This is a genomic window from Streptomyces sp. NPDC104814, from assembly GCF_055583185.1.
Window position 1 is genome coordinate 1 of record NZ_JBVJOL010000005.1, and the last position, 25,032, is coordinate 25,032.

Consider the following 25,032-nt stretch of genomic DNA (forward strand, 5'->3'; position numbering starts at 1 on the left):
GCCCGGTTACATTCCGAACCCGGAAGCTAAGCCTTACAGCGCCGATGGTACTGCAGGGGGGACCCTGTGGGAGAGTAGGACACCGCCGAACAATTCTTGGGAAAACCCCCGCATCTTCGGATGCGGGGGTTTTCTGCGTTTCCGGACGCTTACAGTCGACGTATGCGCTATGAACTGGTCATCTTCGACAACGACGGCGTCCTGGTGGACAGCGAGCCGATCTCCAACCGGCATCTCGCGGCCTATCTGACCGAGCTGGGGCATCCGACGACGTACGAGGAGTCCATCCGGGACTACATGGGGTCCGCGATGCACCGGATCCATGAGCTGGTGCTGGAGCGCACCGGGCAGCGGCTGCCCGACGACTTCGACGACGTGTTCCATGCCCGGGTGTTCTCCGCCTTCGAGCGGGAGTTGCAGCCGGTGGCCGGGATGGCCGGCGTACTGGAGAAGCTGGCGGCCGACGGGGTGCCGTACTGTGTCGCCTCCTCGGGGAGTCATGAGCGGATCCGGGTGGGCCACCGGGTGACCGGGCTGGACCGGTGGTTCGACGACACGCGGATCTTCAGCTCGCAGGACGTCGGGCGGGGCAAGCCGGCCCCGGACCTCTTCCTGTACGCGGCCGAGCGGATGGGGGTCGCGCCGGAGCGGTGTGTCGTGGTCGAGGACAGCCCGCTGGGGGTGCAGGCGGCCGTGGCGGCCGGGATGGACGTCTTCGGGTTCACGGCCATGACGCCGGCGGAGAAGCTGGCGGGTGCCACCCAACTCTTCTCCGAGCCGGGGCAGTTGGCTGACCTGCTGGTATGACCCGGGCCATGCGGGCGTGCTGACAATTGTCATGCCGAGGCCCGGACGATCGTTTCTACTGGGCGACCCCTCCTGGCCGCGAAGCTGGGGGCATGACGACGACGAAGAAGAACCTCCGGCCGCTTCTGCTCGACGTGGCGGTGCCGCTCGCTTCGTACTACCTCCTCAAGGAAGCCCTCGGGATGAGCACCTTCGCGGCGCTCGCCTGGAGCAGTGTGGTGCCGGCCGTGCGCACGCTGTGGAGCGTCGTGCGGGAGCGGACGGTGAACGGACTCGCGGGCCTCATCCTGGTCGTGAACGTCGTCAGCCTGGCGCTGAGCTTCGTCTCCGGCGACCCGCGGCTGATGCTGGCCAAGGACGGCGTGGTCAGCAGCACCGTCGGTATCGGGATCCTGGTCTCGGTGGCGCTCGGGAAGCCGCTCATGACGGCGGCGTTCAAGCCGTTCGTGGTGAAGGGTGACGCGGACCGGGAGGCCGCCTGGGAGCGGCTGATCGCCGGTTCCGCGGCCTTCCGGCGGGGTGAGCGGGTGTTCTCGCTGGTGTGGGGCGTGGTCCTGTTCGCGGAGTGTGTCGCCCGGGTCGTGGGTGCCTACACCGTGCCGGTGGACACGATGGTCTGGCTGGGCACGGTGCTGACGGTCGTCACCTTCGGACTCGGGTTCCTCGTCAGCGGCGGGCTGGCAGTGGAGCCGATGCGGCGGATGCTGGCCGCCGAGGTGGAGGCGGCGCAGGCCGCCGCCACCCGGCCGGAGGTCGCGGTCGCCGCGTGAGGCCGATCCGAAGCCGGGTCGCACGCTGACGGAAGCTGAGCGGAATTCATCTTTGGCTGGATCTACCCAGCAGTAGCCCGGGGCCCTACGCTCGCCGCCATGACTGATGTGCTGCGGCGCGGCAGGGCCTCGCTGGCGTTCAGCTTCTTCGCGCAGGGCGTCGCCTTCGCGCTCCTGGTGACGCGCATCCCCGCCATCCAGGACCGGTACGGCATCTCCGACGCGCTGCTGCCGGCGTTCCTGGCCGCCGTCCCGATCCTGGCCGGTGTCGGGAGTGTGACCACCGAGCACCTGGTGAAGCGGGTGCGGCCGAGCCGGGTGCTGCGGTGGTCCCAGCCGGTCGTGCTGCTGGCGCTGCTCGGGGTGGGGGCCGGGGACCGGCTGGGCGAAGTGGCGGCGGCGCTGGCGGTGTTCGGGCTGGCGGTGGGGGCGCTGGACGCCTCGATGAACATGCTCGGGGTCAGTCTGCAGCGGTCGTACGGGCGCAGCATCATGCTCAGCTTCCACGCCGCGTACAGCCTGGGCGGGATTCTCGGGGCGTCGCTGGCGTGGGTGGGGGCGCACTGGCACCTGGCGCTGTGGGTGTCGTATCTGCCGGTCGTGGTGGTGCTGTTGCCGGCGGTGCTGGTGGGGAGCCGGTGGTATGTCGACGGGGGCGCGGCGGCGGTGGAGGAGCCGGGCGGGAAGAACGGTCTCGTCTTCAAGCTGCTGCTGCCGCTGTGTCTGGTGATGACGTTCGCGTACATCGGGGACTCGACGGTCTCGAACTGGTCCGCGAAGTATCTGCAGGACGTGCTGGGCAGCTCGGAGCAGCTGGCGACGGTGCCGTACAACGTGTACATGGTGACGACGCTGCTGGGGCGGGCCATCGGGGATCTCGGGGTGCGGCGGTTCGGGGCGGTGGCCGTGGTGCGGGGCGGGGCGCTGGTGGCGGCGGCCGGGTTCGCCGTGGTGGCGGCGGCGCCCGGGGCGTGGGTCGGGATGCTCGGGTTCACCCTGCTGGGGCTGGGGCTGTGTGTGCTGGTGCCGCAGACGTTCGCGGCGGCCGGCCGGCTGTTCCCCGGTGCCTCGGACGCGGCGATCGCCCGGCTGAACGTCTTCAACTACGTGGGCTTCCTGATCGGCTCGCCGCTCGTGGGGGCGCTCGGTGACACGTGGAGCTATCGCGGGGCCATGCTGGTGCCGATGGCGTTGGTGCTGGTGACGTTGGTGTACGCCAGGTCGTTCGCGGCTCAACCGGACCGATACGGTGGCGGGCATGAGCGGCCGCGCACAGCTGATGTGGGACGAGGCAGTAACGGGCTATGACTTCGGTCCGGAGCATCCGATGGATCCGGTCCGTCTCGCCCTGACCCGGAAACTGGTCGGTGCCTTCGGGCTCGACCGTGAGGTGGACGTGGTGGCGGCGAAGGCCGCCGGGGAGTCGACGTTGCGGCTCGTCCACCGGGAGGACTACATCGACGCCGTGAAGGCGGCGTCCGCGGATCCGGCGGCGGCCGACCAGTCGTACGGGCTGGGGACCCTGGACGATCCGGCGTTCGCGGGGATGCACGAGGTGTCCGCGCTGATCGCGGGGCAGTCGGTGGGGGCGGCGGAGGCGGTGTGGCGCGGGGAGGCGCTGCACGCGGTGAACTTCGCGGGCGGGCTGCACCATGCGATGCCGGCGGGGGCGTCGGGGTTCTGCATCTACAACGACGCGGCCCTGGCGATCGCGCGGCTGCTGGAGCTGGGGGCGGAGCGGGTGGTGTACATCGACGTCGACGTGCACCACGGGGACGGGGTGCAGGCGGCGTTCTGGGAGGACCCGCGGGTGCTGACGATCTCGTTGCACGAGCATCCGCAGACGCTGTTCCCGCAGACCGGGTGGCCGCAGGAGACCGGGGCGGACTCGGCGGAGGGGTCGGCGGTGAATCTCGCGCTGCCGGCGGGGACGGGGGACGCGGGGTGGCTGCGGGCGTTCCACGCGGTGGTGCCGGAGCTGGTCGTGGACTTCCGGCCGCAGGTGGTGGTGTCGCAGCACGGGGCCGATACGCATTTCGAGGATCCGCTGGCGCATCTGGCGGTGTCGCTGGACGCGCAGCGGGCGGTGCAGGTGGCCTGTCACGACCTGGCCCACGAGTACGCGGACGGGAAGTGGGTGGCGCTGGGGGGCGGGGGGTACGCCGTGGTGGACGTCGTGCCGCGGTCGTGGACGCATCTGGTGGGGATCGCGGCGGGGCGGCCGGTGGAGCCGACGTCGGTGATTCCGGAGTCGTGGCGGCAGGAAGTGTTCGCGCGGACGCGGCAGTTGGGGCCGGGGCGGATGACCGACGGGCGGTGGCCGGTGTCCTTTGCCGGGTGGGACGAGGGGTACGACCCCGCTGATCGCTTGGATCAGGCGGTGCTGGCCACTCGGCGGGCGGTGTTTCCGTTGCGGGGGTTGTTGGCGTAGGGCTGCGCGCCGGGCGGGGGCTGTGGGGGTTGGGCTGGGCGCCCGGGGTGGCCCTGAGGGGGGGTGGGCTGGGCGCCCGGGCGTTTGCTTGTGCCTGCGTTGTGGTCGGCCGGGGGTGGGTGCGCTCGCCGGCGCCGGCGGGGTGCCTCCCCCAAGCACTACGTGCAGGGGGTACCCCCAGCCCACCCGTGCCGCCCTGGGGCACGACTGCCCGCAGCTGGGTGGGGGCGGTCCTGCAATCCCCTAGGGGCGCGGGGAACTGCGCGACCAGCCACAACGCAACCCGCGCAGGCCGCCGCAGGCCTGCTGCACACGCCGCTCCAGGCAGGCGCCGGTACCGTAGCCGTGGTTACGCCGACCGTGCGGTCTTTGCCGGAAAGCGGGTGTGCCGGCGGCCGGTCCGTCACCATCGGTCGTGTGGTGGGTGTGGGTGCTCTGCGGGACCATCTGCTGCGGACCCGGCTGGCCGGGGCCGTGGCGACCTCGAGGGAGGTGAGCCTGCGGAGCTATCGCGCGTTCGCGGCACGCGACCCCCGGGTGCTGATCGGGATCGATCCGCAGCGACCGTGGGCGCCGCGGGACGTGATCGAGTTGATGGCGGACAGGTGTGGGGTTTCGGCCGATCCGGGCCACACTTCCGGGCAGGATGTGATCGACCCGGAGCGCACGCTGGCCGCGCTGGACGCCTTCGCGGAGCGGCTCGCGGCGGTCGCCGGGCGTCGCGGGAGCGTACTGTTCGGCACCGGGCACCCGCACCGGCTGCTCGGTTTCTACGCCGCCCTCGCAGACGCGTTGTCGGCGGTGGGATGTGCCGTCCTCACCCCGGCGCAGGGTCATCGTGTCGACATATTGACCCAGTTCGGTCTACGCACGCACAACCTTGACTACGTACGAGGAGTCGCGTTGATCCGCGAAGGCGGCACGGAACGCCCCGGTGGTGCGCCCGGCGCACACACGCACTCGCCCCTCCCGGTTCGTCTCGCGCTGGCCGCGGCGGCCGAGACCGGCGGGTCGCTGCCGGACCTGGTGGTCGGCGATCACGGCTGGGTCTGCGGTGCAGGTCAGCTGGGGTTCGAGGCGATCGGGCTGGCCGACACCGACGATCCGGCGCTGTTCGTGGGGGAGGCCGAGGGCTCCGTGGCCGTCGTCGTTCCGCTTGATGACGGGGTGCGGGCGGCTTACTACCGGCCGCTGACCCGCTACGTACTCAATCGAGCGTGTCTGTCACAGTAGGACGCTGTTGGGTGCACCTCTTCCCCACTTGCATCACCCGCCCCTAGTCTGGGGAGTGAGCACGCAGCGACGAAGAGTCACCGGAAGGGGAAGCCGGTGGCCGTCGAGTGCGGAAGGTTCAGGTGTGTCATGGCTGCTGAGCAGAGGCCTCTGAGCGAGGTTCAGTTCCTTACCGTGGCGGAAGTCGCTGCGGTGATGCGAGTGTCGAAGATGACCGTGTACCGGCTGGTGCACAGCGGTCATCTGCCCGCGATCAGGGTGGGGCGGTCCTTCCGTGTCCCCGAGAACGCGGTTCACGAGTACCTTCGCGAGAGTTACGTGGGGGTGGAGACTGCCTGACGGCAACAAGGGAGGCCAGCGATCGGAACAGGGCACTTCCGGTCTCCCCGGACCCCTCGATTACGACCTCAGCGCTCGGGCGGGTAGGCTAGCCCCTCGTAGGTCGTGTGGGCCCATGGCGCCCAAACACCGAGTGATGAGAAGTGAGCGAGGATAGTCGTGGGCTCTGTTATCAAGAAGCGGCGTAAGCGGATGGCCAAGAAGAAGCACCGCAAGCTGCTGAAGCGCACGCGCGTCCAGCGTCGCAACAAGAAGTGAGCGACGCGAGCAACGCCGCGTAGAGCGTGTCTGTGGCCCCCCATCGCACTCGGTGGGGGGCCGCAGTCGTATCGGCGCACCTCGTCGGGCTCGCGTGGCCCCGTGTCACTGTGCTCCGCCCGGCCGTTTCTCGTCACTTCCCGCATCGGGTGGTCATCACAGCGCAACACCGAACCGCTAAGTTGGCCGCTGATGGGGAACGCGGGCGTGGTACGAGGTCTGGAAGGAAGGCGCTGATCTTGGGGAAGGTCGTGCTCGTGACCGGAGCGGCCCGTCAGCTGGGCGGCCGCTTCGTACGACGGATCCAGCGTGACCCGCAGGTCGACCGGGTCGTCGCCGTGGACGCGGTGCAGCCCGAGCACCATCTGGGCGGCGCCGACTTCATCCGCGCCGACATCCGCCAGCCCACCATCGCGCGGGTGCTGGCCGAGACCGGCGCCGACACGGTCGTCCACATGGACGTCACCGGCATGGCGCTCGGCGGTGGCAGCCGGGCCACGGTGAAGGAGACCAACGTCATCGGCACCATGCAACTGCTCGGTGCCTGCCAGAAGTCGCCCGCGGTCAAGCGGCTGGTGGTGAAGTCCTCCACCAACGTCTACGGCTCGGCGCCGCGCGATCCGGCCGTGTTCACCGAGACGACCCCGCCGAAGTCGCTGCCCAGCGGCGGCTTCGCGAAGGACACCGTCGAGGTCGAGGGGTACGTCCGCGGCTTCGCCCGCCGGCGCCCCGACGTCGCCGTGTGCGTGCTGCGGTTCGCCAACATCCTGGGGCCCACCGCCGAGACCCCGCTCACCTCGTACTTCTCGCTTCCGGTCGTGCCGACGGTGTTCGGTTACGACCCGCGGCTGCAGTTCGCGCACGAGGACGACGTGATCGAGGTGCTGCGCCTGGCCTCGCACGAGCCGCGCCGCTCCACGCTGAACAGCGGCACCTTCAACATCGCCGGTGACGGCGTCGTCCTGCTCTCGCAGTGCGCACGGCGGCTGGGCCGTCCCACGGTGCCACTGCTGCTGCCCGCCGTGACGTGGGCGGGCTCGCTGGTGCGTACGCTGGGGATGACGGACTTCTCTCCCGAACAGATCCGGCTGCTCACCCACGGCCGGGTCGTGGACACCACCCAGATGCGCGAAACGCTGGGCTTCGAGCCGACGTACACGACCGCGGAGACGTTCGCGGACTTCGTCCGCAGCAGGGGGCCGGGCCTGCTGCCCCCCGAGGCCCTTGCGGGGGCCGTCGACCGGATCGCCGCGCTGCCCCTCGCGGGTGGCGGCCACCCCCCGACGCAGAGCGCCAACTGAGGAGCGCAGCAACGATGGCGGACGCCAAGGTCATTCCGTTCGACGACGACCGGTCCCGGGGGAGCGCCGTGCAGCGCCCCGCGCGGCGCCGCGGCGCGGGCAGCCGGCGGGGGAGCGGCGAGCCGGTGCGAGAGCTGCGGGAGTCCCGCGGGGCCCGGGGGAGCCGGTCCGCGCCTGAGGCGCCCGGCGCGCAGGAGGAGGCCGCGGTGAGCCCGGAGTCCGGCGGGGAGGCGGCGCAGCCGCAGTCCTCGGACGGCGGTCTGGAGCGCCGTGTGGCGGCCGGTCTGGCCTTCCTGCGCCGCCGTCTGACCGGGGACTACGAGGTCGACGACTTCGGTTACGACGAGGAACTCACCGACCAGGTCCTGATGTCGCTGCTGCGGCCGGTGTACGAGAAGTACTTCCGGGTCGAGGTGAAGGGCCTGGAGAACATCCCGGCCGAGGGCGGCGCGCTGATCGTCGCCAACCATTCCGGGACGCTGCCGCTGGACGGCCTGATGATGCAGGTGGCGGTGCACGACCACCATCCGGCCGGCCGGCACCTGCGGCTGCTCGCGGCCGACCTGGTCTTCGTGCTGCCGGTGGTGAACGAGCTGGCGCGCAAGCTGGGCCACACACTGGCGTGCGCGGAGGACGCCGAACGGCTGCTGGGCCAGGGCGAGCTGGTCGGGGTGATGCCGGAGGGCTTCAAGGGCATCGGTAAGCCGTTCAGCGAGCGCTACAAGCTGCAGCGGTTCGGCCGGGGCGGTTTCGTCTCCACGGCGCTGCGGCAGGGCGCGCCGATCATCCCGTGCTCGATCGTCGGGGCGGAGGAGATCTACCCGATGATCGGCAACGCGAAGACCCTCGCGCGTCTGCTCGGCTTCCCGTACTTCCCGCTGACGCCGACGTTCCCGTGGCTGGGCCCGCTGGGCGCGATCCCGCTGCCGACCAAGTGGACGATCCAGTTCGGCGAGCCGATCCGCACCGACGGCTATCCGCCGGAGGCGGCGGAGGACCCGATGCTGATGTTCAACCTGACCGACCAGGTCCGTGAACAGATCCAGCACACCCTGTACAAGTTGCTGGTCCAGCGCAGGTCGGTGTTCTTCTGAAACGTTCCTCCGAAACGTTCCGGCATACGACGGTGGGGGCGCCCCTCGAAAGGGGTGCCCCCACCGTCGTCGTACCGGCCTGCGGTCGTTCCGGCTAGTTGGCGTCGTCGCTGTCGATGCCCAGGCCGGGCAGGAGGCCCGGGAGGAGCGGTGGGAGCGTCACGTCCGGCTCGGGGATGGACGGCTTGCTCTGCGACGGCGAGGCGCTGCCGGTCTCCTTCGGCGGGTCGAGAAGGCCGCCGGTGTTGCCACCGAGGAGGCCGTCGTCGATGCCGCCGACGCCGGGCGCGGACTTGCTGGGGCTGCCGGTGCCGGTGTGGTCGCCGGAGTGGGGTTCCCTGCTCGTGCCGCTGCTGGGTCCGTGGGACCGCTGGGGGCCGGACGACCCGGTGGACGCCGATCCGCCGCCGCCCGGCCGGCTGCTGTCACCGCCGCCACGAGTGGCGGGGGTCTGCGGCAGCAGCGACTGGAGCGGGGCGACCTCTTCGTCTATGGCGTCGAACACCGACGACACCTGGTCGCTGACGTCGCCGAGCTGCACAGGCAGCTGGTCGCGCAGCGCGCCCCACATCTGGCGGTGCGAGGCGGAGAACGCGGACAGCGCCTGGATGGGGCCCAGGGAGTCGGGGTCGCGCTCGTAGGCCTCGTGCAGCAGGCGGTGGCCTTCGGCGGCGTCGTGGGTCATCCCGGACAGGGTGCGGCGGATCTCGCCCAGCGACTCGTGGTCGAGGTGGCCGCCGCGACCGCGTTCGAGCAGCCGTCTTGCCTCGCTGAGCCGGGTGGACGCCTGGTCGAGGTAGGAACGGCCGCGTTCGTCGTCCCCCTCGGACAGGTAGTTGAGCCTGAAGTCCTCGATGCCGCGCTTGAGCCCGTACAGCCCGTCACCGGGCAGGGCGTCCGAGCTGGCAGCGGCGACTCCGCCGAAGGCGCCGGCCGCAACACCGACGCTGAGCCCGCCCGCGGTGAGGCCCTTGGCCAGCCGCGAGCGGGGGCGGAACTTGCCCAGCGGGGCGCGATGGGCGCCCCGGGCCCGGTGATTGCGCTGCTCGGGCACGGAAGGGTCCGCCGCCTCGCCCCCCGCTGCGCCCTCCTGCAGCATGGCCTCGAACGCGGCCACGAGCTGGGCTCGCTGGACGACCTTGACCTCCGGATCGAGCTCCGGCTTGGGCAGCGCGCCGAGGCCGGAGGCGAGGGCGACAAGACGCCCCTGCTCGGTGTGCTCCTCGGCGGCTGGGGCCGGTGGCGATCCTTCGGGCTGCTCGGCCGCCGCGCCCTGCTCGGACTGCTCCTCCAGGGCCTGGGCGAAGGCGTTCGCCCGCCGGTGCGCCGATACGTTCGCGATCACTGGCGGCACCTCCTCTCGTCATGACGGTCGACTCCCCAGGGGGTCCTGAGGGTTGCACGCCCCGGCCACTTCCACACGATCGTGTGATCAGCGTTGGCCTGGGCGTGACCACAGGGAGCCTGCATCCCGCACAACGAGCGGCGTGGCACTTGGGTTACGGACGGCGGATGATCGGATCGGGAAGTCAACGAACGCGAACGGAGCGTTACTTGAACGTCGCTGAGCGTGTCTGATCAGCGGGCGTCGTCGGGCAGGAGCCGGGCGAGGGTGCGGACGGCCCGGTACTGGAGGGTCTTGATCGCACCCTCGTTCTTGCCCATGACCCGCGCGGTCTCGGCGACGGACAGGCCCTGCAGGAAGCGCAGGGTCACGCACTCCTGCTGCTGCGGGTTGAGCCGTCGTACGGCGTCGAGCAGGGCGGCGTTGGACAGCGACTCGAGGACGGAGTCCTCCGGGGAGCGCTCGACCTCGTTGGCGTCGAGCATCTCGCCGGTGGTGACCTCCAGCCGGAAGCGGCTGGACTTGAAGTGGTCGGCCACGAGGTTGCGGGCGATCGTGACGAGCCACGCGCCGAAGTCGCGGCCCTGCCAGGTGAAGGTGCCGATCCTGCGCAGTGCCCGCAGAAAGGTCTCGCTGGTCAGGTCCTCGGCAGTGGCCTTACCTCCCACCCGGTAATAGATGTATCGGTAGACGGTGTCGCTGTACTGGTCGTAGAGGCGGCCGAACGCTTCGGCCTCGCCGGCCTGGGCGCGCTCCACGAGGTCCATCATCCGGGCACTGTCGCTGTCCGCGGCGGGGCGGCGGGCGGCGGTGGTGGCACCGGCCGCGCGCCCCCTTCTGCCCACCGCGGCCCCGCCCTCGGCCAGTGCGTAGCACGGGCCGGCGGGGGCGGCGGTGGCGAATGCGGGGACGGCGTGCGCGGCCGGGACGAGGCCGCGCAGAAGGTTTTGCGCCGTCGCGACCGTTGCGCGCAGCGTAGCCAGGCCCGAGGCGTCAACCCCGACGTGTGGGTACACGGGACTCCCAGAGGCAGAGCTTCCATCACGTGCAGTGCGGGACCGTTCACCCGTCGTGGCGACGGAGGGGTACCGGATTGCGTCTGAGGAGAATAACGCTTCGTGCAGGCACTGCTACACCGAGTTGCTCAAATCATCGATTGCGTCGCTTCTGTAGCCCTTTGACGACTGATCAGGTTCGACGTGCTGAGCGATTGTTGATCGAATTGGTTCGCATTCCGGGTGAGTGTGGGGCGTGTTGTGCTCGCGTGAGGAAACGGTGACTGACCGCTCCACGGGTGGGTATGTCCACTGGAATGCCCGGTGCGCCCGGGCGCGCGTCGGCCGCGCCGGGCGGGGTGACTGACCGGCGCTGCGCGGAAGGAAGGGCTACCGGCGTCGCCGGTGCAGGGCGATCGCCGCCGCGGTGCCGCCCGCCACCGCTCCCACGCCCGCCGCCGCCGGGATGCCGACCTTCGCCGCCTTGCGGCCCGTGCGGTAGTCCCGCAGGCGCCAGTCGTGCTCGCGCGCGTGGCGCCGCAGCTTCGCGTCCGGGTTGATCGCGTACGGGTGGCCGACCAGCGACAGCATCGGGATGTCGTTGTGGGAGTCGCTGTACGCGGCGCACCGCGCCAGGTCCAGGCCCTCCGCCGCCGCCAGCGCCCGTACGGCCTCGGCCTTCGCCGGCCCGTGCAGCGGCTCGCCCACGAGCTTGCCGGTGTAGACGCCGTCCACCGACTCCGCCACCGTGCCGAGCGCACCGGTCAGGCCCAGTCGCCGCGCGATGACCTGCGCGATCTCCACCGGTGCCGCCGTCACCAGCCACACCTTCTGGCCGGCGTCCAGGTGGGCCTGGGCCAGCGCCCGCGTACCCGGCCAGATCCGCTCGGCCATGTACTCGTCGTAGATCTCCTCGCCGATGGACTGCAGCTCGGAGACCCGGTGGCCCTTGACGATGGACAGCGCCGAGTCCCGCGCGTCCTGCATGTGCTCCGGGTCCTCGACCCCGGCCAGCCGGAACCACGCCTGCTGCCATGCGAAGCGGGCCAGGTCGCGGGTCTCGAAGAACTTCCGCTTGTACAGGCCCCGCCCGAAGTGGAACAGCGCCGCGCCCTGCATCACCGTGTTGTCCAGGTCGAAGAACGCGGCCGCGTGCTCGTCGCCGAGCACGGGGAACGCCGGCTCGGACTCCGGTTCTGTCAGCGGAGCCTCGGGCACGGACTTGCGCGCGGCCTCCGCCGAGGCCTCGCCTGCCAACACGCTCCGCGCCGTGGCGGAGCGCCTACGGGGAGTGAGCCATCCGAGAGCGGCCATGGCGTGAGCATAACGAGTCGGTACGGCGGTTCCGGACCCGAAGGGTTGTAACCCTGTGAACTCTGCGCGACCGGGTCGTCGACGCGGGCGCGCGACAATGGCCGGCATGAGCCCGCTCTTCCGCCGCCGCCCCCACCGTGCCCCCGAGGACCGTCTGGTCACGCTGGTCCGCAAGCCCGGCTGTCATCTGTGCGACGACGCGCAGCAGGTGATCGAGAGGGTCTGCGGGGAACTCGGCGTGCCCTGGGAGCAGAAGGACATCACGCAGGACCAGGACCTGCACGACCGGTACTGGGAGCAGATCCCCGTCGTCCTGATCGACGGTGAGCAGCACACGTTCTGGCGTGTGAACGAGCAGCGGCTGCGCTCCGCGCTGACCGAGTAGTTCACTGACCGAGTAGTTCAAGTCCGTACCGGACGTCGCTTAGGATCGATGCGGTCTGGTCTCGGGGGCGGGATTCACGAGGAGTGAGCCGGTTTTGCCCCCACGTAGCACGCGACATAAAACGCGCGTGAGTCCGGTCACGTTGGCCGGGCAAATCGGACACCATCTTTGTGCACGCGTTCACAAAGACATAGCCTGCTGTCGACGGGGCGGTCTGGGGACGTACGACCGCCCACAGCCCCGCTCTACCCGCAGGAGCACCGTGGCAACTGGCCGAACTCACCGACCGGCGACCCGCAGCCGAGGGATTCCCGAGGCCACCGTCGCCAGGCTTCCGCTGTACCTCCGGGCGCTGACCGCACTGTCGGAGCGCTCGGTCCCCACGGTTTCATCCGAGGAGCTGGCGGCCGCCGCCGGGGTCAACTCCGCGAAGCTGCGCAAGGACTTCTCCTACCTGGGTTCCTACGGCACCCGGGGCGTCGGCTACGACGTCGAGTACCTCGTGTACCAGATCTCCCGTGAGCTGGGCCTGACCCAGGACTGGCCCGTGGTCATCGTCGGTATCGGCAACCTCGGCGCGGCCCTCGCCAACTACGGCGGTTTCGCCTCCCGTGGCTTCCGGGTCGCCGCCCTCATCGACGCCGACCCCGCGATGGCGGGCAAGCCCGTCGCGGGCATCCCGGTGCAGCACACCGACGACCTGGAGAAAATCATCCAGGACAACGGCGTCTCCATCGGCGTGATCGCGACCCCCGCAGGCGCCGCCCAGCAGGTCTGCGAGCGTCTCGTGGCCGCCGGTGTGACCTCCATCCTCAACTTCGCGCCGACCGTGCTGAACGTCCCGGACGGTGTCGACGTGCGCAAGGTCGACCTCTCCATCGAGCTGCAGATCCTCGCGTTCCACGAGCAGCGCAAGGCCGGTGAGGAGGCCGCCGCGGAAGCCGCCGTCCCCACCACCACCTCGGACGCGGTGCCCGCCACCACGAAGGACGTCGGCGCCCCCGCGAACGCGCCCGCCGCTCCCGCCGCCAAGCGGACGCGTGCCGCCGGCTCCGCCGACCAGGGACCCGACGGGGACGTGCCCGCCGTGATGCCGGCATGAGTCTCCTCGTCGTCGGGCTGAGTCACCGCAGCGCCCCGGTCAGCGTGCTGGAGCGGGCCGCGCTGAACGCGGACGACCAGAACAAGCTGCTGCAGGACACGGTCGCCGCCGAACCGGCCACCGAGGCCGCCGTGCTGGCCACCTGCAACCGCATCGAGCTGTACGCCGACGTGGACAAGTTCCACGCCGGTGTCGCCGAGCTGTCCACGCTGCTGGCCCAGCACAGCGGGGTCGGCCTGGAGGAGCTCACCCCTTATCTCTATGTGCACTACGAGGACCGGGCGGTCCACCACCTGTTCTCGGTGGCCTGCGGCCTGGACTCGATGGTCGTCGGCGAGGGCCAGATCCTCGGCCAGATCAAGGACGCCCTCGCCCGGGCGCAGGAGCTGCACACCGCGGGCAAGCTGCTGAACGACCTGTTCCAGCAGGCCCTCAGGGTCGGCAAGCGCGCCCACTCCGAGACCGGTATCGACCGGGCCGGCCAGTCCCTGGTGACCTTCGGCCTGGAGCAGCTGGCGCAGGGCGCGGACGTCGCCGGGTGGGCCAGGGGCCGCAAGGCGCTGGTGATCGGCGCGGGCTCGATGTCGTCGCTGGCCGCGGCGACCCTCGCGCGCGCCGGTGTCGCCGAGATCGTCGTCGCCAACCGCACCTTCGAGCGTGCCGAGCGCCTCGCCGAGATCCTCACCGGCGGCGACGACACGGACGTGGCCGCCCGCGCGGTACGGATGGACGCCGTACCGGCCGAGCTGACACGTGCCGACATCGCCGTCTCGTGTACCGGGGCGACGGGGCTCGTCCTGACGGCGGAGGCGGTCATGTCGGCGCTGGAGGACCGTACGGGCGCCCCCGTCGCCGTGGCCGAGACCCCGCAGCGCGCGCTGCCGCCCACCTCGGTCGGGACCGAGGACGGCTGCCCGCTGGACCTGTCCGCCGTGCAGCCGGGCTTCTCCGTGGCCGGGGAGGCCGCCGTCGCCGGGATGGACGCGGCGACGCTTGAGCAGCACGCCGCCTGGGTCGACAAGGGCACCGTCGTCGAGCGCCGTGAGGACGCCCGGCGCGGGCCCGAGGCCGACGCCGAGCTGATCGGCGCGCTGGCCGCCGCCGTCAGGACGGTCGGCCGGATCCCGGAGCGGCGCAAGCCGGAGCCGGTCGCCGAGATCCCGCGGCCGCGGCCCTCGCTGTTCCTGCTGGACCTGGCGATGCCCCGCGACATCGACGCGGCCGTGCACCGGCTGGCCGGCGTGCGGCTGGTGGACATCGAGTCCCTCGCCGAGGCGTCCGCGGACGCGCCCATGGCGGCGGACGTCGACCAGGTGCGCCGGATCGTCTCCGACGAGGTCGCCGCGTTCGGCGCCGCCCAGCGCGCCGCGCACATCACGCCGACCGTGGTCGCGCTGCGCACCATGGCCGCCGATGTGGTGGCGGGCGAGATGGCGCGGCTGGAGGGCCGGCTGCCCGGCCTGGACGACAAGCACCGCGCGGAGATCACGCAGACCGTCAAGCGGGTGGTCGACAAGCTGCTGCACGCGCCGACGGTGCGGGTCAAGCAGCTCGCGGCCGAGCCCGGCGGCGCCGGGTACGCGGACGCGCTGCGCACCCTGTTCGACCTCGACCCCGAGGCGGTCGCCGCCGTCTCCCGCGCCGAGGACAGCACCGAGAAGAACGCCAAGAACCGAGGGCCGGCATGAGTACGAAGGCTTTGAGACTGGGGACCAGGCGCAGCAAGCTCGCCATGGCCCAGTCCGGGCAGGTGGCGGAGGCCGTGCGCCAGGTGACCGGGCGGCCCGTCGAGCTGGTCGAGATCACGACCTACGGTGACGTCTCCCGGGCGCACCTGGCGCAGATCGGCGGCACGGGTGTGTTCGTCACCGCGCTGCGTGACGCGCTGGCCCGTGGGGAGGTCGACTTCGCGGTTCATTCGCTGAAGGACCTGCCCACCGCGCAGCCCGAGGAGCTGGCCCTGGCCGCCGTACCGGTGCGCGAGGATCCGCGCGACGTGATCGTCGCCCGGGACGCGCTGAAGTTCACGGACCTGCCGCGCGGGGCGCGCATCGGCACCGGTGCGCCGCGCCGCATGGCGCAGCTGAACGCGTACGCCCGTGCCCACGGACTGGACATCGAGACGGTCCCCATCCGCGGGAACGTCGACACCCGCATCGGGTACGTCCGTGACGGCGAACTGGACGCCGTCGTGCTGGCCGCCGCCGGGCTGAACCGGATCGGCCGCAGCGACGAGGTGACCGACTTCCTGTCGGTCGACACGGTTTTGCCCGCCCCCGGCCAGGGGGCACTGGCGATCGAGTGTTCCGCGGACAACGCGGAACTGATCGCCGCGCTCGCCGAACTCGACGACCCGTTCACGCGGGCCGCCGTGACGGCCGAGCGGTCCCTGCTCGCCGCCCTGGAGGCCGGTTGCAGCGCCCCTGTGGGCGCGTTGGCCGACCTTCTGGCCGACGGGCAGATTGTCAAGGAAATGCGCCTGCGGGGCGTCGTCGGCACCACCGACGGCACCCGCATGGTGCAGCTGTCCACCACCGGTCCCGTGCCCGAGACGGACGAGGGCGCCGCGGCGCTCGGCCGTGAACTCGCCGCCGAGATGCTCGCCCAGGGTGCGGCCGGTCTGATGGGGGAGCGAGCACAGTGAGCCCCACCACCCTTCCCGCCGGTCCGGAACACGGGCACGTCACCTTCCTGGGTGCCGGACCCGGAGATCCGGGACTGCTGACTCTGCGCGCCGTGGAGGCGCTGGCGAACGCGGACGTCCTCGTCGCCGAGCACGAGGTACTCGACGTCGTACGCACGCACGCCCGTCAGGGCGTCAGCGTCGTGCCGACGGACGCGGGTCCCTCGTCGGACCCGAATACGGGCACGGGCACGCCCCAGCCGGCGATCGTTGACGGGGCGTCAACAACCGCTGGGATTCCCGCACTGCGGGATGCCGCACATCTTGTCATGGAGGCTGCGCGGGGCGGCAGGCGGGTCGTCCGTGCGGTGTCCGGCGACCCCGGCCTCGACAACTACGCCGCCGAGGAGATGCTCGCCTGCGCCAAGGCCGGCGTGTCCTTCGAGGTGGTCCCCGGCGTCGCGGCCGCGGTCGGCGTGCCCGCCTACGCCGGTGTGCCGCTGCGCGACGCCGAGGGCGCGGACGTGCGGTTCGTGGACGCCCGTACCGCCTCCGACCGGTGCTGGACCGAGGTCGGCGCCTCCGACGGCACGGTGGTCGTCTCCACCACGCTGGACTCGGTGGCCGCGGCCGCCGGCGAGCTGGTCTCGGCGGGCCGCAAGCCCGACACCCCGATGACGGTCACCGTCGCCGGGACGACGACGCGGCAGCGCACCTGGTCCGCGACGCTCGGCACGATCGCGCAGACGCTGAAGCAGGCGAAGGTGCTGCCCTCGCCGGACGGCGGCCGCCCGGTGATAGCCGTGGTCGGAGACCGCAGCGCCCCCGCCCAGCGCGACCAGCTGGCATGGTTCGAGTCCAAGCCGCTGTTCGGCTGGAAGGTCCTCGTGCCGCGCACCAAGGAGCAGGCGGCCTCGCTCTCCGACCAGCTGCGCTCCTACGGCGCCGTCCCGCACGAGGTCCCGACGATCGCCGTCGAACCCCCGCGCACGCCCCAGCAGATGGAACGTGCCGTCAAGGGCCTGGTGACGGGCCGCTACGAGTGGATCGCCTTCACGTCGGTCAACGCGGTGCGGGCCGTGCGGGAGAAGTTCGAGGAGTACGGCCTTGACGCTCGGGCTTTTGCGGGTATCAAGGTGGCTGCGGTGGGCGAGCAGACGGCGAAGGCCCTCATCGCCTTCGGTGTGAAGCCGGACCTGGTGCCCTCGGGCGAGCAGTCCGCGGCCGGCCTCCTTGAGGACTGGCCGCCCTACGACCCGGTCTTCGACCCGATCGACCGCGTGTTCCTGCCCCGGGCGGACATCGCCACGGAGACCCTGGTGGCCGGGCTGATCGAGCTGGGCTGGGAGGTCGACGACGTCACCGCCTACCGCACGGTGCGCGCCTCGCCGCCGCCGGCGGAGACCCGCGAGGCGATCAAGGGCGGCGGCTTCGACGCGGTCCTGTTCACCTCGTCCTCGACGGTCCGCAACCTGGTCGGCATCGCGGGCAAGCCGCACAACGTGACGGTGATCGCCTGCATCGGCCCGGCGACGGCGAAGACGGCGGAGGAACACGGCCTGCGCGTCGACGTCATGGCGCCCGAGCCGTCCGTGCACAAGCTGGCCGAAGCCCTGGCCGACTTCGGCATGAAGCGCCGTCTGGCGGCGCTGGAGGCCGGCGACCCGGTGACGCGGCCGAGCGAGCGGCGTCCGGGGGCGCGCAGGCGCCGCGCGGCGACGTGAGGTGATGTGAGATGACGACGAGGGCGGAGCGTTCCCGGACGACGGGACGCTCCGCCCTCGTCGTTCACCACCCGGTCAGGTGGTGAGGAAGCCGGTCAGGGCGGCCGCCAGGTCCTCGGGGGCCTCTTCGGCGACGTGGTGGCCGGAGTCGATGCCGTGGCCGCGGACGTCCGTCGCCCATGCGCGCCAGATGCGCAGCGGGTCGCCGTACAGCTGCTCCAGGTCGTCGCGCAGGGACCAGAGGATCAGGGCCGGGCAGTGGATGCGGGTGCCGGCGGCGCGGTCCTCCTCCTCGTGGCGCCGGTCGACGGTGAGGCCGGCCCGGTAGTCCTCCAGCATCGCGCGCACCACCTCGGGGTCGCGGGTGGCCGCACGGAACTCGTCGTGGTTCTCCTGGCCCATCGTGCGCGGGTCGCCCCGGTACCAGGCGTCCGGGTCGGCGTTGATGACGCGTTCCGGGGTGTCCGGCTGGGCGAAGAAGAACCAGTGCCACCACTGGGTGGCGAACTCGGGTGTGATGCGCGCCAGATGCTCGCTCAGCGGCAGGCAGTCGATCAGCGCCACCCGCTCCACCGCCCGCGGGTGGTCGAGGACGAGCCGGAACGCCACGGCGGCCCCACGGTCGTGGCCGACGAGCGCGAACCGCTCATGGCCCAGGGCGCGCATCACCGCCACCACGTCCGAGGCGGTGGCCCGCTTGGAATGGGCCTCGTGGTCCGCTGTCGGCGCCGGGCCGCGGGAGCGTCCGTATCCGCGCAGGTCGGGGCAGACGACGGTGAAGCCGCGCGCCACCAGCAGCGGGGCGACGCGGTGCCAGGTCGCGGAGGTGCGGGGGTGGCCGTGCAGCAGCACCACGGGCGGGCCGTCGCCGCCGTACCGGACGAAGGCCGACCCCTCGTCGGTCCGCACGTGCCTGGTCTCGAAGCCCTCGAACACGCCCGGTCCCTCCCGACGTCGCTGCGGGCCCGCCGCTCTGCTCCGTGCCGCGGCGGGTCCAGCGTTGCGTGTGCCCCGCGCGGCACCGCCGACACCGCTCGGGGCGACCGGCCGGTGCCGCCGTGGCCGACTGGGCGTCGGCAAAGGCACCGGCCGGGCGGGCGTAGCGTAGGCGGTATGTCGAAGTACGGATCTTTTCCCGGTTCGCGGCCCCGTCGGCTTCGCAGCACGCCCGTCATGCGGCGCATGGTCGCCGAGACCCGGTTGCACCCCGCCGATCTGATCCTGCCCGCGTTCGTGCGGGAGGGTGTGAGTGAGCCGGTGGCGGTCGGTTCGATGCCCGGGGTCGTGCAGCACACCCGGGACAGCCTGAAGAAGGCCGCCGCCGAGGCCGTGGAGGCCGGGGTCTCCGGGATCATGCTCTTCGGTGTGCCGGAGGACGACAAGAAGGACGGCCTCGGCACCGCGGGCACCGACCCGGACGGCATCCTCCAGGTGGCCCTGCGCGATGTGCGGGCCGAGGTCGGCGACGAGCTGCTCGTCATGTCCGACCTGTGTCTCGACGAGTTCACCGACCACGGGCACTGCGGCGTCCTCGACGAGCAGGGGCGCGTCGACAACGACGCCACCCTCGAGCGGTACGCCGAGATGGCCCAGGTGCAGGCGGACGCGGGCGCCCATGTCGTCGGCCCCAGCGGGATGATGGACGGGCAGATCGGTGTCGTCCGCGACGCGCTCGACCAGATCGGCCGTGAGGACGTCGCGATCCTCGCCTACACCGCGAAGTACTCCTCCGCCTTCTACGGCCCCTTCCGGGAGGCCGTCGCCTCCTCGCTGCAGGGCGACCGCAAGACCTACCAGCAGGACCCCGCCAACTGGCGCGAGTCCCTGCGCGAAGTCGCCCTCGACCTCGAGGAGGGCGCCGACATGGTGATGGTCAAGCCCGCCGGACCGTATCTGGACATCCTGGCCCGGGTCGCGGACGCGGTGGACGTGCCGGTCGCGGCGTACCAGATCTCCGGTGAGTACGCGATGATCGAGGCCGCCGCCGAGAAGGGCTGGATCGAGCGGGACCGGGCGATCCTCGAGACGCTCACCGGCATCAAGCGGGCGGGTGCGCGCAACATCCTCACCTACTGGGCCACCGAGGTCGCGCGCAAGCTGCGCTGAGACGCCACGGGCACGGGGGACGGCCCGGCCGGCGCGTGAGGGGACACCCCCAGCGCGTGCGAGGACGTCCCCAGCGCGTGGGACGGGCCCTCGTCGCGCAGGCCCTCGCCGTCGCGGCAGCCCGCCAGGGCGCCGGCCGCGAGAACCGCGAGGGCCGCGGCGGCGGCCAGCCGGCGAGGACGTGCGGGCAGGGTGCGGGTCCGGTGTCGTACGGGCATGACGTCACCCTCACCGCTCGCCCGTCCCGCGCGCCACAGCCGCCCGCGAATACGGGACGCAGGGACGGCGGAACCGGCGCTGAGCTGCGTGAACGTCATCCCGTTGGGACATGGTCCGGGACGCGGCGTCACCGCCTCCTCCTCCTTCTCCCCGACCCTGGCCCACCACGCCGTACTACTGGGACGTCGCTGAGCGTCCGCATGGCGAAAGGGCCGGTGTAGATGGCACGCATCTCTCTACGCTGCGAGCACATGAGGCAACCGCAGCCCGAAGGAGCCGTGTCATGACCGTCGACGCCCCCGCCCCGACCGCGCCCGTTCCCCCGCTCGCCCTGCGGACGTCGGCCATCGGCGGCTCGCCGGTACGCGACATCCTCGCCGTCACCGCACGGCCCGAGGTGATCAACTTCGCGGGCGGGCTGCCGGCCCCGGAGCTGTTCGACCGCGACGGCATCGCGGCCGCCTTCCGCGCCGTGCTGGAGGACAGCCCGGCGCGGGCCCTGCAGTACGCCACGACCGAGGGCGAGCCGGCGCTGCGCGAGGCGCTGGCCGCGCGGATCAGCGGGCGCGGACTGGAGACGGCCGCCGACGACCTGCTGATCACGACCGGTTCCCAGCAGGCGCTGTCCCTGCTGGCCACCGCGCTGCTCGACCCGGGCGACACCGTGCTGGTGGAGAACCCCTGCTACCTCGCCGCCCTCCAGGTCTTCGGACTGGCCGGCGCCCGCGTCGTCGCCGTCCCCGGCGACGACGACGGCCCCGACCCGCAGGCCCTGGAGGAACTGGTGCGCCGGGAACGGCCGAAGCTGCTCTACACCGTGCCGACCTTCCAGAACCCCACGGGCCGCACCATGCCCGCCGCCCGCCGCGCCGCGCTCGCCGCCGTCGCCGTGCGGTGCGGCCTGTGGATCGTCGAGGACGACCCGTACGGGGAGCTGCGTTACGACGGTGAGCCCGTGCCGTGGATCGCCGCGCACGCCGACGCCCGGGACCGCACGGTGCTGCTCGGCTCCTTCTCCAAGGTGATGGCGCCGGGGCTGCGGCTGGGCTGGCTGCGCGCGCCGCAGGAGCTGCGCCGGGCCTGCACGGTCGCCAAGCAGGCCGCCGACCTGCACACCCCGACCGTCAACCAGCTCGCCGCGGCCCGCTATCTCGACGTCCTCGACGCCCATGTGGCCACGGTCCGGGCGGTCTACGGGGAACGCCGGGACGCGATGCTCGCCGGGCTGCCGGACGCGCTGCCGGCCGCTTCGACCTGGACCCGGCCCGAGGGCGGCATGTTCCTGTGGGTGCGGCTGCCGCAGTCGTACGACTCGACGGCCCTGCTGCGGCAGGTCGTGCGGCACGACGTGGCCTACGTGCCCGGCACGCCGTTCTTCGCGGCCGCACCGGACCCGCGCACGCTGCGGCTGTGCTTCGTGACGCAGACGCCCGAGGAGATCGGGGAGGGCCTGCGGCGGCTGGCGGCCGGCCTCGCCTCCTCCTGAGCCGGCCAGGACAGGGCGACAACGGCCGGGCCCCGGCCGCCCCTTGAAGGGGTGGCCGGGGCCCGGTGGTGCGGTGTTCCTGTCGGTCAGCCGAAGGACTTGACGGTGTTCCAGTCGACGGAGAGGACGACGCGTACGGGTGCGTTGGTGTTCGTCCGGGAGGGGTGGTAGATCCGGGTGTAGCCGTCGGATGCGAGGCGGGCCCAGATGTCGGGGATGCCGTCGTTGTTGACGTCGGGGATGCCGATGGCGGTGGGGACGTTCACGTCGGTCCAGTTGGTGCCGTAGGCCTCGTCCTTGCCGGTGAGGCTGTTGGCGGCGACCTTGAGGGATTCCAGGTCGACGCTGCCGGCGACGGTGCCGGGCTTGCCCTGGCGGTCGTACATGTTGCCGTTGTCGAGGTTGCGCCAGAGCAGGTCCGGGGTGCCGTCGCCGCTGATGTCGGCGACGTTGACGATCTCGCGGCGGGCCCAGGCGGTGCCCTCCATGAGGGTGGCGGTCTGGAAGGTGGCGCCGGTGTAGCCGGACAGGGTCCAGAACGCGGGGCCGGCGCGCAGGACGAGATCGGGCAGCTTGTCGCCGGTGATGTCGCCGACGGCCTTGATCTGCGTCCACGTCGAGGGGGCGGGGGCGTTGGCGGGGAGGCGGACTTCGAGGCGCTGGGTGACGTCGAAGCTGCCGTAACCGTCGCCGGGGTAGAGGTAGAAGTGGCCGTCGGGGCTGACCGAGAACAGGTCGGTGGAGCCGTCGCCGGGGTAGGCGTCCTGGTAGTGCGTGATCAGGGCGGCCTTGCCGGTGGCGGGGTCGAACCAGTGGCCGGCCGGGTCGGTCTTCTTGTCGGCGTCGTAGGACGCGGTGAGGCAGTTGTACAGGTCGCCGTCGGGGCCGCCGACGCAGGTGCGCAGGTTGCCGTCGGCGTTGACGATGAGCAGGTCGGGCCGGGCGTCGTCGGGCTTGGAGTCACCGGTGACGTCCATCGGGCCGTCGGCCGTGTCGCGCGGGAGGACGTAGAAGGTGTAGTCGGTGCGCTTGCTGGCGTTGCCGGAGGCGTCGTAGGCATACACCTGCAGCGTGTTGGGGCCGGCGTGCGCGGGCGGCAGGGCTGCGACGGTGGCGGTGTCGTTGGCGGCGGTGACGTCGACGGGGTTGTTGCCCTCGATGGACCAGCGGAACTTCGCCGCACCGGGCGAGGTGAAGGTGACCGCGCCGGTGCTGCCGAACTTCACCTTGGACCAGGTCTGTCCGTCGGGGGTGGCCTCGGGGAAGACGTCGCTGTCGACGGTGGGCTGCGGCGGCGCGCTGGCGTCGACGTTCAGCCGGCACGGGTCGGAGCCGGGCGGGTAGTACGACGAGACCAGGACGTTCTTGCCGTCCTTGTCTCCGCTGTCCTCGGCGCGTACGTCCCAGGAGTAGGTGGCCTTGTCCTCCAGCGGGAACGTGGCGGGGATGGTGAGGGTGGCGGTGCCGCTGGAGTTCGGGGTGACCAGGGTGCCCGAGGGCACGGTGCCGCCGGTCTTCCAGAAGCGGAAGCGCAGCTTGCTCAGGTTGCCGTCGGGGTCCTTGGCGTTGGCGGAGAGCACGATGTTGGTCTTGCCGACGGTGGGACCGGATCCGCCGATGGAGCAGTTGCCGCCGGGGGTGGTCTTGCCGGCGGTGGGCTCGGAGGGCGGCCGGTTGTAGACGACCTCCATCACGGCGCTGGTGGCCTTGAACTTGCGCCAGGTCTGCACGTCGGACTCGCTGGTGGCCCGCAGGCCGAAGGTGATGTTCGACCAGCCGCCGTCCGCGCCCTTCTGCGCGGCGTCCTTGACGTTGAAGTCCTCGTAGTCGTCCGGGCAGGACGTGGACGACCAGCCGTGTGCGAAGGACTTCTTCTGCTGCACGGTCGACCAGCTGGGCTGCTTGTTCCACGTCGTGCCCGAGGAGATCGCCCCGGTGATGGCGAACTGGAACTCACGGGTGGTGCAGGACCAGGAGTGGTTGTTGAGGACCTTGAAGGTCGCCGAGGAGATCGTGGCGCCCTTGAGGCTGGTGCTGTAGTTCATCCGCCAGAAGGAGCGGGCGGTGCCACCGGTCTCGTTCTCGTAGCCGACGCGGGCGTCGGAGGTGCCGGAGGAGAAGTTGGTGCCGTTCCAGAAACTGGAGTTCGGATACGGCTTGTAGGCGACCGTCCAGGCCAGCCAACCGCTGTTCAGGGTGGGGTCGACGAAGACGGGGTACTTCGTGTCCGCCTTCGTGAACAGGCCGGTGCCCGCGGCGTTGAGGTCGAGGCGCGTGCTGCCGGTGCCGTCACCCTTGAGGTCGACGGGCATCGGGGCGCTGTGGGCGCCGGGCTCGATACCGGACAGACCCGACAGCTTCAGCACGTCGGAGGCGGTGGCGGTCGAGGTGCGGGGGGTGCCCCTGCCCTCGTCCAGCTCCGGGTCGCGGCCGGCGGAGTCCCACGCGAAAGGCGTCGGGATCGCCCCGAGTTCCTTGCCGGCCTTGTCCTTCACCAGGATGCGGCCGGCAGCGGAGTCATGCTGGAAGACGGCCGTCCTGGACCGCAGACCGTAGTTGAGGGTGGCCAGCGCCTTGGACTGCGCGGCCTCCTTGTTCTTCACGATCAGCAGCTGGGCGAAGCCGCCCTCCTCGCGGGCGACCAGCAGCAGGTCGACGCCGGGAAGGACCTCGGAGTACAGGGCGCGCGGGCCGTCCAGGACCGGCTCGGGCAGGGCGCCGGGCCAGGTGTAGGCGACGGTGTGGCCGTTGATGTCGACCTCGGCCAGCACCGAGTCCTGGGCTTCCGCAAGGGGCGCGCGGGCGAAGGAGCGGTCGGCGTGGGCGGCCTTGGTGCCGCTGGAGAAGCGGATCGGCTGGGCGGCGTTGACGGGCTGGACGCCCAGGTTGCGCGGGGCGTTCTTCACCCGCCGCAGCCGGTTGTCGATCGCAGCCCACACACCGTTCGCGGTCTTCGCCCGGGCCGGCGTCGCGGTCATCCGCGTGCGCAGCTTGCCGTCGGGCAGCGCCCAGGTCTGCGAGGTCGCGGTGGTCGCGGTGTCGATCAGGACCTGCTTGCGGGTCCGCCTGGCCTCGGCCTGGGCGGCCTTCTCGTCACGCGGGCCCGTCGAGGCCGGACGGGCGTCGGTGGCCTTGTCGGCCACGGGTGGTGAGGCTTCGTCGGGTTGCCACCAGGGCAACAGAGCTGCGGTCAGGGCGGCCAGTACGAGGCCGAGGGTGGCAGCCAGCCTGGTGCGCGTGCGCACGAAGGGGCTGAGAAAACGAGGCGGCGCGGACACGGCGGCGGTCTACTCCCGTGTGGACCAGGCGGATACGGACAGCACGAACAGCCCCGGTCGGCAGTCCGCGGGGCAAGGTCGCGCACACGATCACACGTTCGGCACAGCCAGTCCACGTATGAAGAATTTATGAAGTTGTGACGATCGATTGAGCAGCGCATGACTGTGCTTTGACCATGCCGCAAGTGCGGCTTTTGATCACCTGAAGTGCGGTCATAGGGG

General features: G+C 71.5%; 22 protein-coding genes and 1 rRNA gene. 17 read left to right on the forward strand and 6 right to left on the reverse strand.

Annotation, left to right across the window (positions count from 1 at the left end):
- The 10 genes from rrf to ACZ64A_RS18370 form a co-directional block, all read left to right on the forward strand.
- Nucleotides 1-91: ribosomal RNA gene (gene rrf / locus ACZ64A_RS18325) — 5S ribosomal RNA — on the forward strand; the annotation flags it as partial.
- Nucleotides 92-162: 71 nt separating this feature from the next.
- Nucleotides 163-807: an HAD family hydrolase gene (locus tag ACZ64A_RS18330; protein ID WP_469811391.1), complete on the forward strand. Its 645-nt coding sequence runs from the start codon at nt 163-165 to the stop codon at nt 805-807.
- A gap of 92 nt (nt 808-899) precedes the next feature.
- Entirely contained in the window at nt 900-1,577 is a 678-nt protein-coding gene (locus ACZ64A_RS18335; RefSeq protein WP_469811393.1) for a VC0807 family protein, read from the forward strand.
- A gap of 99 nt (nt 1,578-1,676) precedes the next feature.
- Nucleotides 1,677-2,885 carry an MFS transporter gene (locus ACZ64A_RS18340; RefSeq protein ID WP_469811394.1) on the forward strand — a complete coding sequence of 403 codons (1,209 nt, stop codon included), beginning with the start codon at nt 1,677-1,679 and terminating at the stop codon, nt 2,883-2,885.
- Nucleotides 2,836-4,008 (forward strand): acetoin utilization protein AcuC, encoded by a 1,173-nt coding sequence (locus ACZ64A_RS18345; RefSeq protein WP_469811395.1) that lies wholly within the window; start codon nt 2,836-2,838, stop codon nt 4,006-4,008. The genes ACZ64A_RS18340 and ACZ64A_RS18345 overlap by 50 nt, the downstream gene beginning before the upstream one ends.
- Before the next feature lie 417 nt (nt 4,009-4,425).
- On the forward strand, nt 4,426-5,241 hold the full coding sequence (locus tag ACZ64A_RS18350) for a phosphatase (protein WP_469811896.1): 816 nt from the start codon (nt 4,426-4,428) through the stop codon (nt 5,239-5,241).
- A gap of 129 nt (nt 5,242-5,370) precedes the next feature.
- Nucleotides 5,371-5,580 carry a helix-turn-helix domain-containing protein gene (locus ACZ64A_RS18355; RefSeq protein WP_181139929.1) on the forward strand — a complete coding sequence of 70 codons (210 nt, stop codon included), beginning with the start codon at nt 5,371-5,373 and terminating at the stop codon, nt 5,578-5,580.
- Between the two features lie 159 nt (nt 5,581-5,739).
- Entirely contained in the window at nt 5,740-5,838 is a 99-nt protein-coding gene (locus ACZ64A_RS18360; RefSeq protein WP_003948845.1) for a 30S ribosomal protein bS22, read from the forward strand.
- Between the two features lie 239 nt (nt 5,839-6,077).
- Nucleotides 6,078-7,139, forward strand: a complete 1,062-nt coding sequence (locus ACZ64A_RS18365) for an NAD-dependent epimerase/dehydratase family protein (protein ID WP_469811396.1) — start codon at nt 6,078-6,080, stop codon at nt 7,137-7,139.
- Between the two features lie 14 nt (nt 7,140-7,153).
- Nucleotides 7,154-8,233 (forward strand): lysophospholipid acyltransferase family protein, encoded by a 1,080-nt coding sequence (locus tag ACZ64A_RS18370; protein ID WP_469811397.1) that lies wholly within the window; start codon nt 7,154-7,156, stop codon nt 8,231-8,233.
- A 94-nt stretch (nt 8,234-8,327) separates the two neighbouring features.
- On the opposite strand, the gene ACZ64A_RS18375 is transcribed toward ACZ64A_RS18370, so the two are convergent.
- The 3 genes from ACZ64A_RS18375 to ACZ64A_RS18385 form a co-directional block, all read right to left on the reverse strand.
- Complete coding sequence (locus ACZ64A_RS18375) at nt 8,328-9,578, reverse strand: DUF5667 domain-containing protein (protein WP_469811398.1); 1,251 nt, start codon at nt 9,576-9,578, stop codon at nt 8,328-8,330.
- Between the two features lie 233 nt (nt 9,579-9,811).
- Nucleotides 9,812-10,594, reverse strand: coding sequence for an ECF subfamily RNA polymerase sigma factor, BldN family (locus ACZ64A_RS18380; RefSeq protein WP_469811399.1), 783 nt, complete (start codon nt 10,592-10,594; stop codon nt 9,812-9,814).
- A 369-nt stretch (nt 10,595-10,963) separates the two neighbouring features.
- Nucleotides 10,964-11,887: an HAD family hydrolase gene (locus ACZ64A_RS18385; protein WP_469811401.1), complete on the reverse strand. Its 924-nt coding sequence runs from the start codon at nt 11,885-11,887 to the stop codon at nt 10,964-10,966.
- Nucleotides 11,888-11,984: 97 nt separating this feature from the next.
- Between ACZ64A_RS18385 and ACZ64A_RS18390 the strand changes: the two genes are divergently transcribed.
- From ACZ64A_RS18390 to ACZ64A_RS18410, 5 genes are all read left to right on the forward strand, one after another.
- Nucleotides 11,985-12,272: a glutaredoxin family protein gene (locus tag ACZ64A_RS18390; protein ID WP_469811402.1), complete on the forward strand. Its 288-nt coding sequence runs from the start codon at nt 11,985-11,987 to the stop codon at nt 12,270-12,272.
- A 262-nt stretch (nt 12,273-12,534) separates the two neighbouring features.
- Complete coding sequence (locus ACZ64A_RS18395) at nt 12,535-13,374, forward strand: redox-sensing transcriptional repressor Rex (protein ID WP_469811403.1); 840 nt, start codon at nt 12,535-12,537, stop codon at nt 13,372-13,374.
- The gene (locus ACZ64A_RS18400) at nt 13,371-15,062 is read left to right on the forward strand and encodes a glutamyl-tRNA reductase (protein ID WP_469811404.1); all 1,692 of its coding nucleotides are present in this window, start codon (nt 13,371-13,373) and stop codon (nt 15,060-15,062) included. The genes ACZ64A_RS18395 and ACZ64A_RS18400 overlap by 4 nt, the downstream gene beginning before the upstream one ends.
- Complete coding sequence (gene hemC, locus ACZ64A_RS18405) at nt 15,059-16,018, forward strand: hydroxymethylbilane synthase (RefSeq protein ID WP_469811405.1); 960 nt, start codon at nt 15,059-15,061, stop codon at nt 16,016-16,018. The genes ACZ64A_RS18400 and hemC overlap by 4 nt, the downstream gene beginning before the upstream one ends.
- A complete protein-coding gene (locus tag ACZ64A_RS18410; protein WP_469811406.1) occupies nt 16,015-17,721 on the forward strand; it encodes a bifunctional uroporphyrinogen-III C-methyltransferase/uroporphyrinogen-III synthase in 1,707 nt (568 codons plus the stop codon). The genes hemC and ACZ64A_RS18410 overlap by 4 nt, the downstream gene beginning before the upstream one ends.
- Before the next feature lie 75 nt (nt 17,722-17,796).
- Here the strand turns inward: ACZ64A_RS18410 and ACZ64A_RS18415 are convergent, their stop codons facing one another.
- A complete protein-coding gene (locus ACZ64A_RS18415) occupies nt 17,797-18,657 on the reverse strand; it encodes an alpha/beta fold hydrolase (protein ID WP_469811407.1) in 861 nt (286 codons plus the stop codon).
- 177 nt (nt 18,658-18,834) lie between these two features.
- Here ACZ64A_RS18415 and hemB point away from each other — a divergent pair, with 177 nt between their 5' ends.
- The gene (hemB, locus tag ACZ64A_RS18420) at nt 18,835-19,827 is read left to right on the forward strand and encodes a porphobilinogen synthase (protein WP_469811409.1); all 993 of its coding nucleotides are present in this window, start codon (nt 18,835-18,837) and stop codon (nt 19,825-19,827) included.
- Here the strand turns inward: hemB and ACZ64A_RS18425 are convergent.
- Nucleotides 19,791-20,045 carry a hypothetical protein gene (locus ACZ64A_RS18425; protein WP_469811410.1) on the reverse strand — a complete coding sequence of 85 codons (255 nt, stop codon included), beginning with the start codon at nt 20,043-20,045 and terminating at the stop codon, nt 19,791-19,793. The genes hemB and ACZ64A_RS18425 overlap by 37 nt on opposite strands.
- A gap of 284 nt (nt 20,046-20,329) precedes the next feature.
- Here ACZ64A_RS18425 and ACZ64A_RS18430 point away from each other — a divergent pair, with 284 nt between their 5' ends.
- The gene (locus tag ACZ64A_RS18430) at nt 20,330-21,532 is read left to right on the forward strand and encodes an aminotransferase-like domain-containing protein (protein WP_469811411.1); all 1,203 of its coding nucleotides are present in this window, start codon (nt 20,330-20,332) and stop codon (nt 21,530-21,532) included.
- Between the two features lie 86 nt (nt 21,533-21,618).
- On the opposite strand, the gene ACZ64A_RS18435 is transcribed toward ACZ64A_RS18430, so the two are convergent.
- Entirely contained in the window at nt 21,619-24,777 is a 3,159-nt protein-coding gene (locus tag ACZ64A_RS18435) for a DNRLRE domain-containing protein (protein ID WP_469811412.1), read from the reverse strand.
- Nucleotides 24,778-25,032: the final 255 nt, after the last annotated feature.

Excerpts from the sequence above, each read along its gene's own strand:
- ACZ64A_RS18355 (WP_181139929.1), top strand. The coding sequence starts at position 5,371 with ATGGCTGCTGAGCAGAGGCCTCTGAGCGAGGTTCAGTTCCTTACCGTG.
- ACZ64A_RS18345 (WP_469811395.1), top strand. The coding sequence starts at position 2,836 with ATGAGCGGCCGCGCACAGCTGATGTGGGACGAGGCAGTAACGGGCTAT.
- ACZ64A_RS18370 (WP_469811397.1), top strand. The coding sequence starts at position 7,154 with ATGGCGGACGCCAAGGTCATTCCGTTCGACGACGACCGGTCCCGGGGG.
- ACZ64A_RS18400 (WP_469811404.1), top strand. The coding sequence starts at position 13,371 with ATGAGTCTCCTCGTCGTCGGGCTGAGTCACCGCAGCGCCCCGGTCAGC.
- ACZ64A_RS18340 (WP_469811394.1), top strand. The coding sequence starts at position 1,677 with ATGACTGATGTGCTGCGGCGCGGCAGGGCCTCGCTGGCGTTCAGCTTC.
- ACZ64A_RS18385 (WP_469811401.1), bottom strand. The coding sequence starts at position 11,887 with ATGGCCGCTCTCGGATGGCTCACTCCCCGTAGGCGCTCCGCCACGGCG.
- ACZ64A_RS18430 (WP_469811411.1), top strand. The coding sequence starts at position 20,330 with ATGACCGTCGACGCCCCCGCCCCGACCGCGCCCGTTCCCCCGCTCGCC.
- ACZ64A_RS18335 (WP_469811393.1), top strand. The coding sequence starts at position 900 with ATGACGACGACGAAGAAGAACCTCCGGCCGCTTCTGCTCGACGTGGCG.
- ACZ64A_RS18425 (WP_469811410.1), bottom strand. The coding sequence starts at position 20,045 with ATGCCCGTACGACACCGGACCCGCACCCTGCCCGCACGTCCTCGCCGG.
- ACZ64A_RS18330 (WP_469811391.1), top strand. The coding sequence starts at position 163 with ATGCGCTATGAACTGGTCATCTTCGACAACGACGGCGTCCTGGTGGAC.
- hemC (WP_469811405.1), top strand. The coding sequence starts at position 15,059 with ATGAGTACGAAGGCTTTGAGACTGGGGACCAGGCGCAGCAAGCTCGCC.
- hemB (WP_469811409.1), top strand. The coding sequence starts at position 18,835 with ATGTCGAAGTACGGATCTTTTCCCGGTTCGCGGCCCCGTCGGCTTCGC.
- ACZ64A_RS18390 (WP_469811402.1), top strand. The coding sequence starts at position 11,985 with ATGGCCGGCATGAGCCCGCTCTTCCGCCGCCGCCCCCACCGTGCCCCC.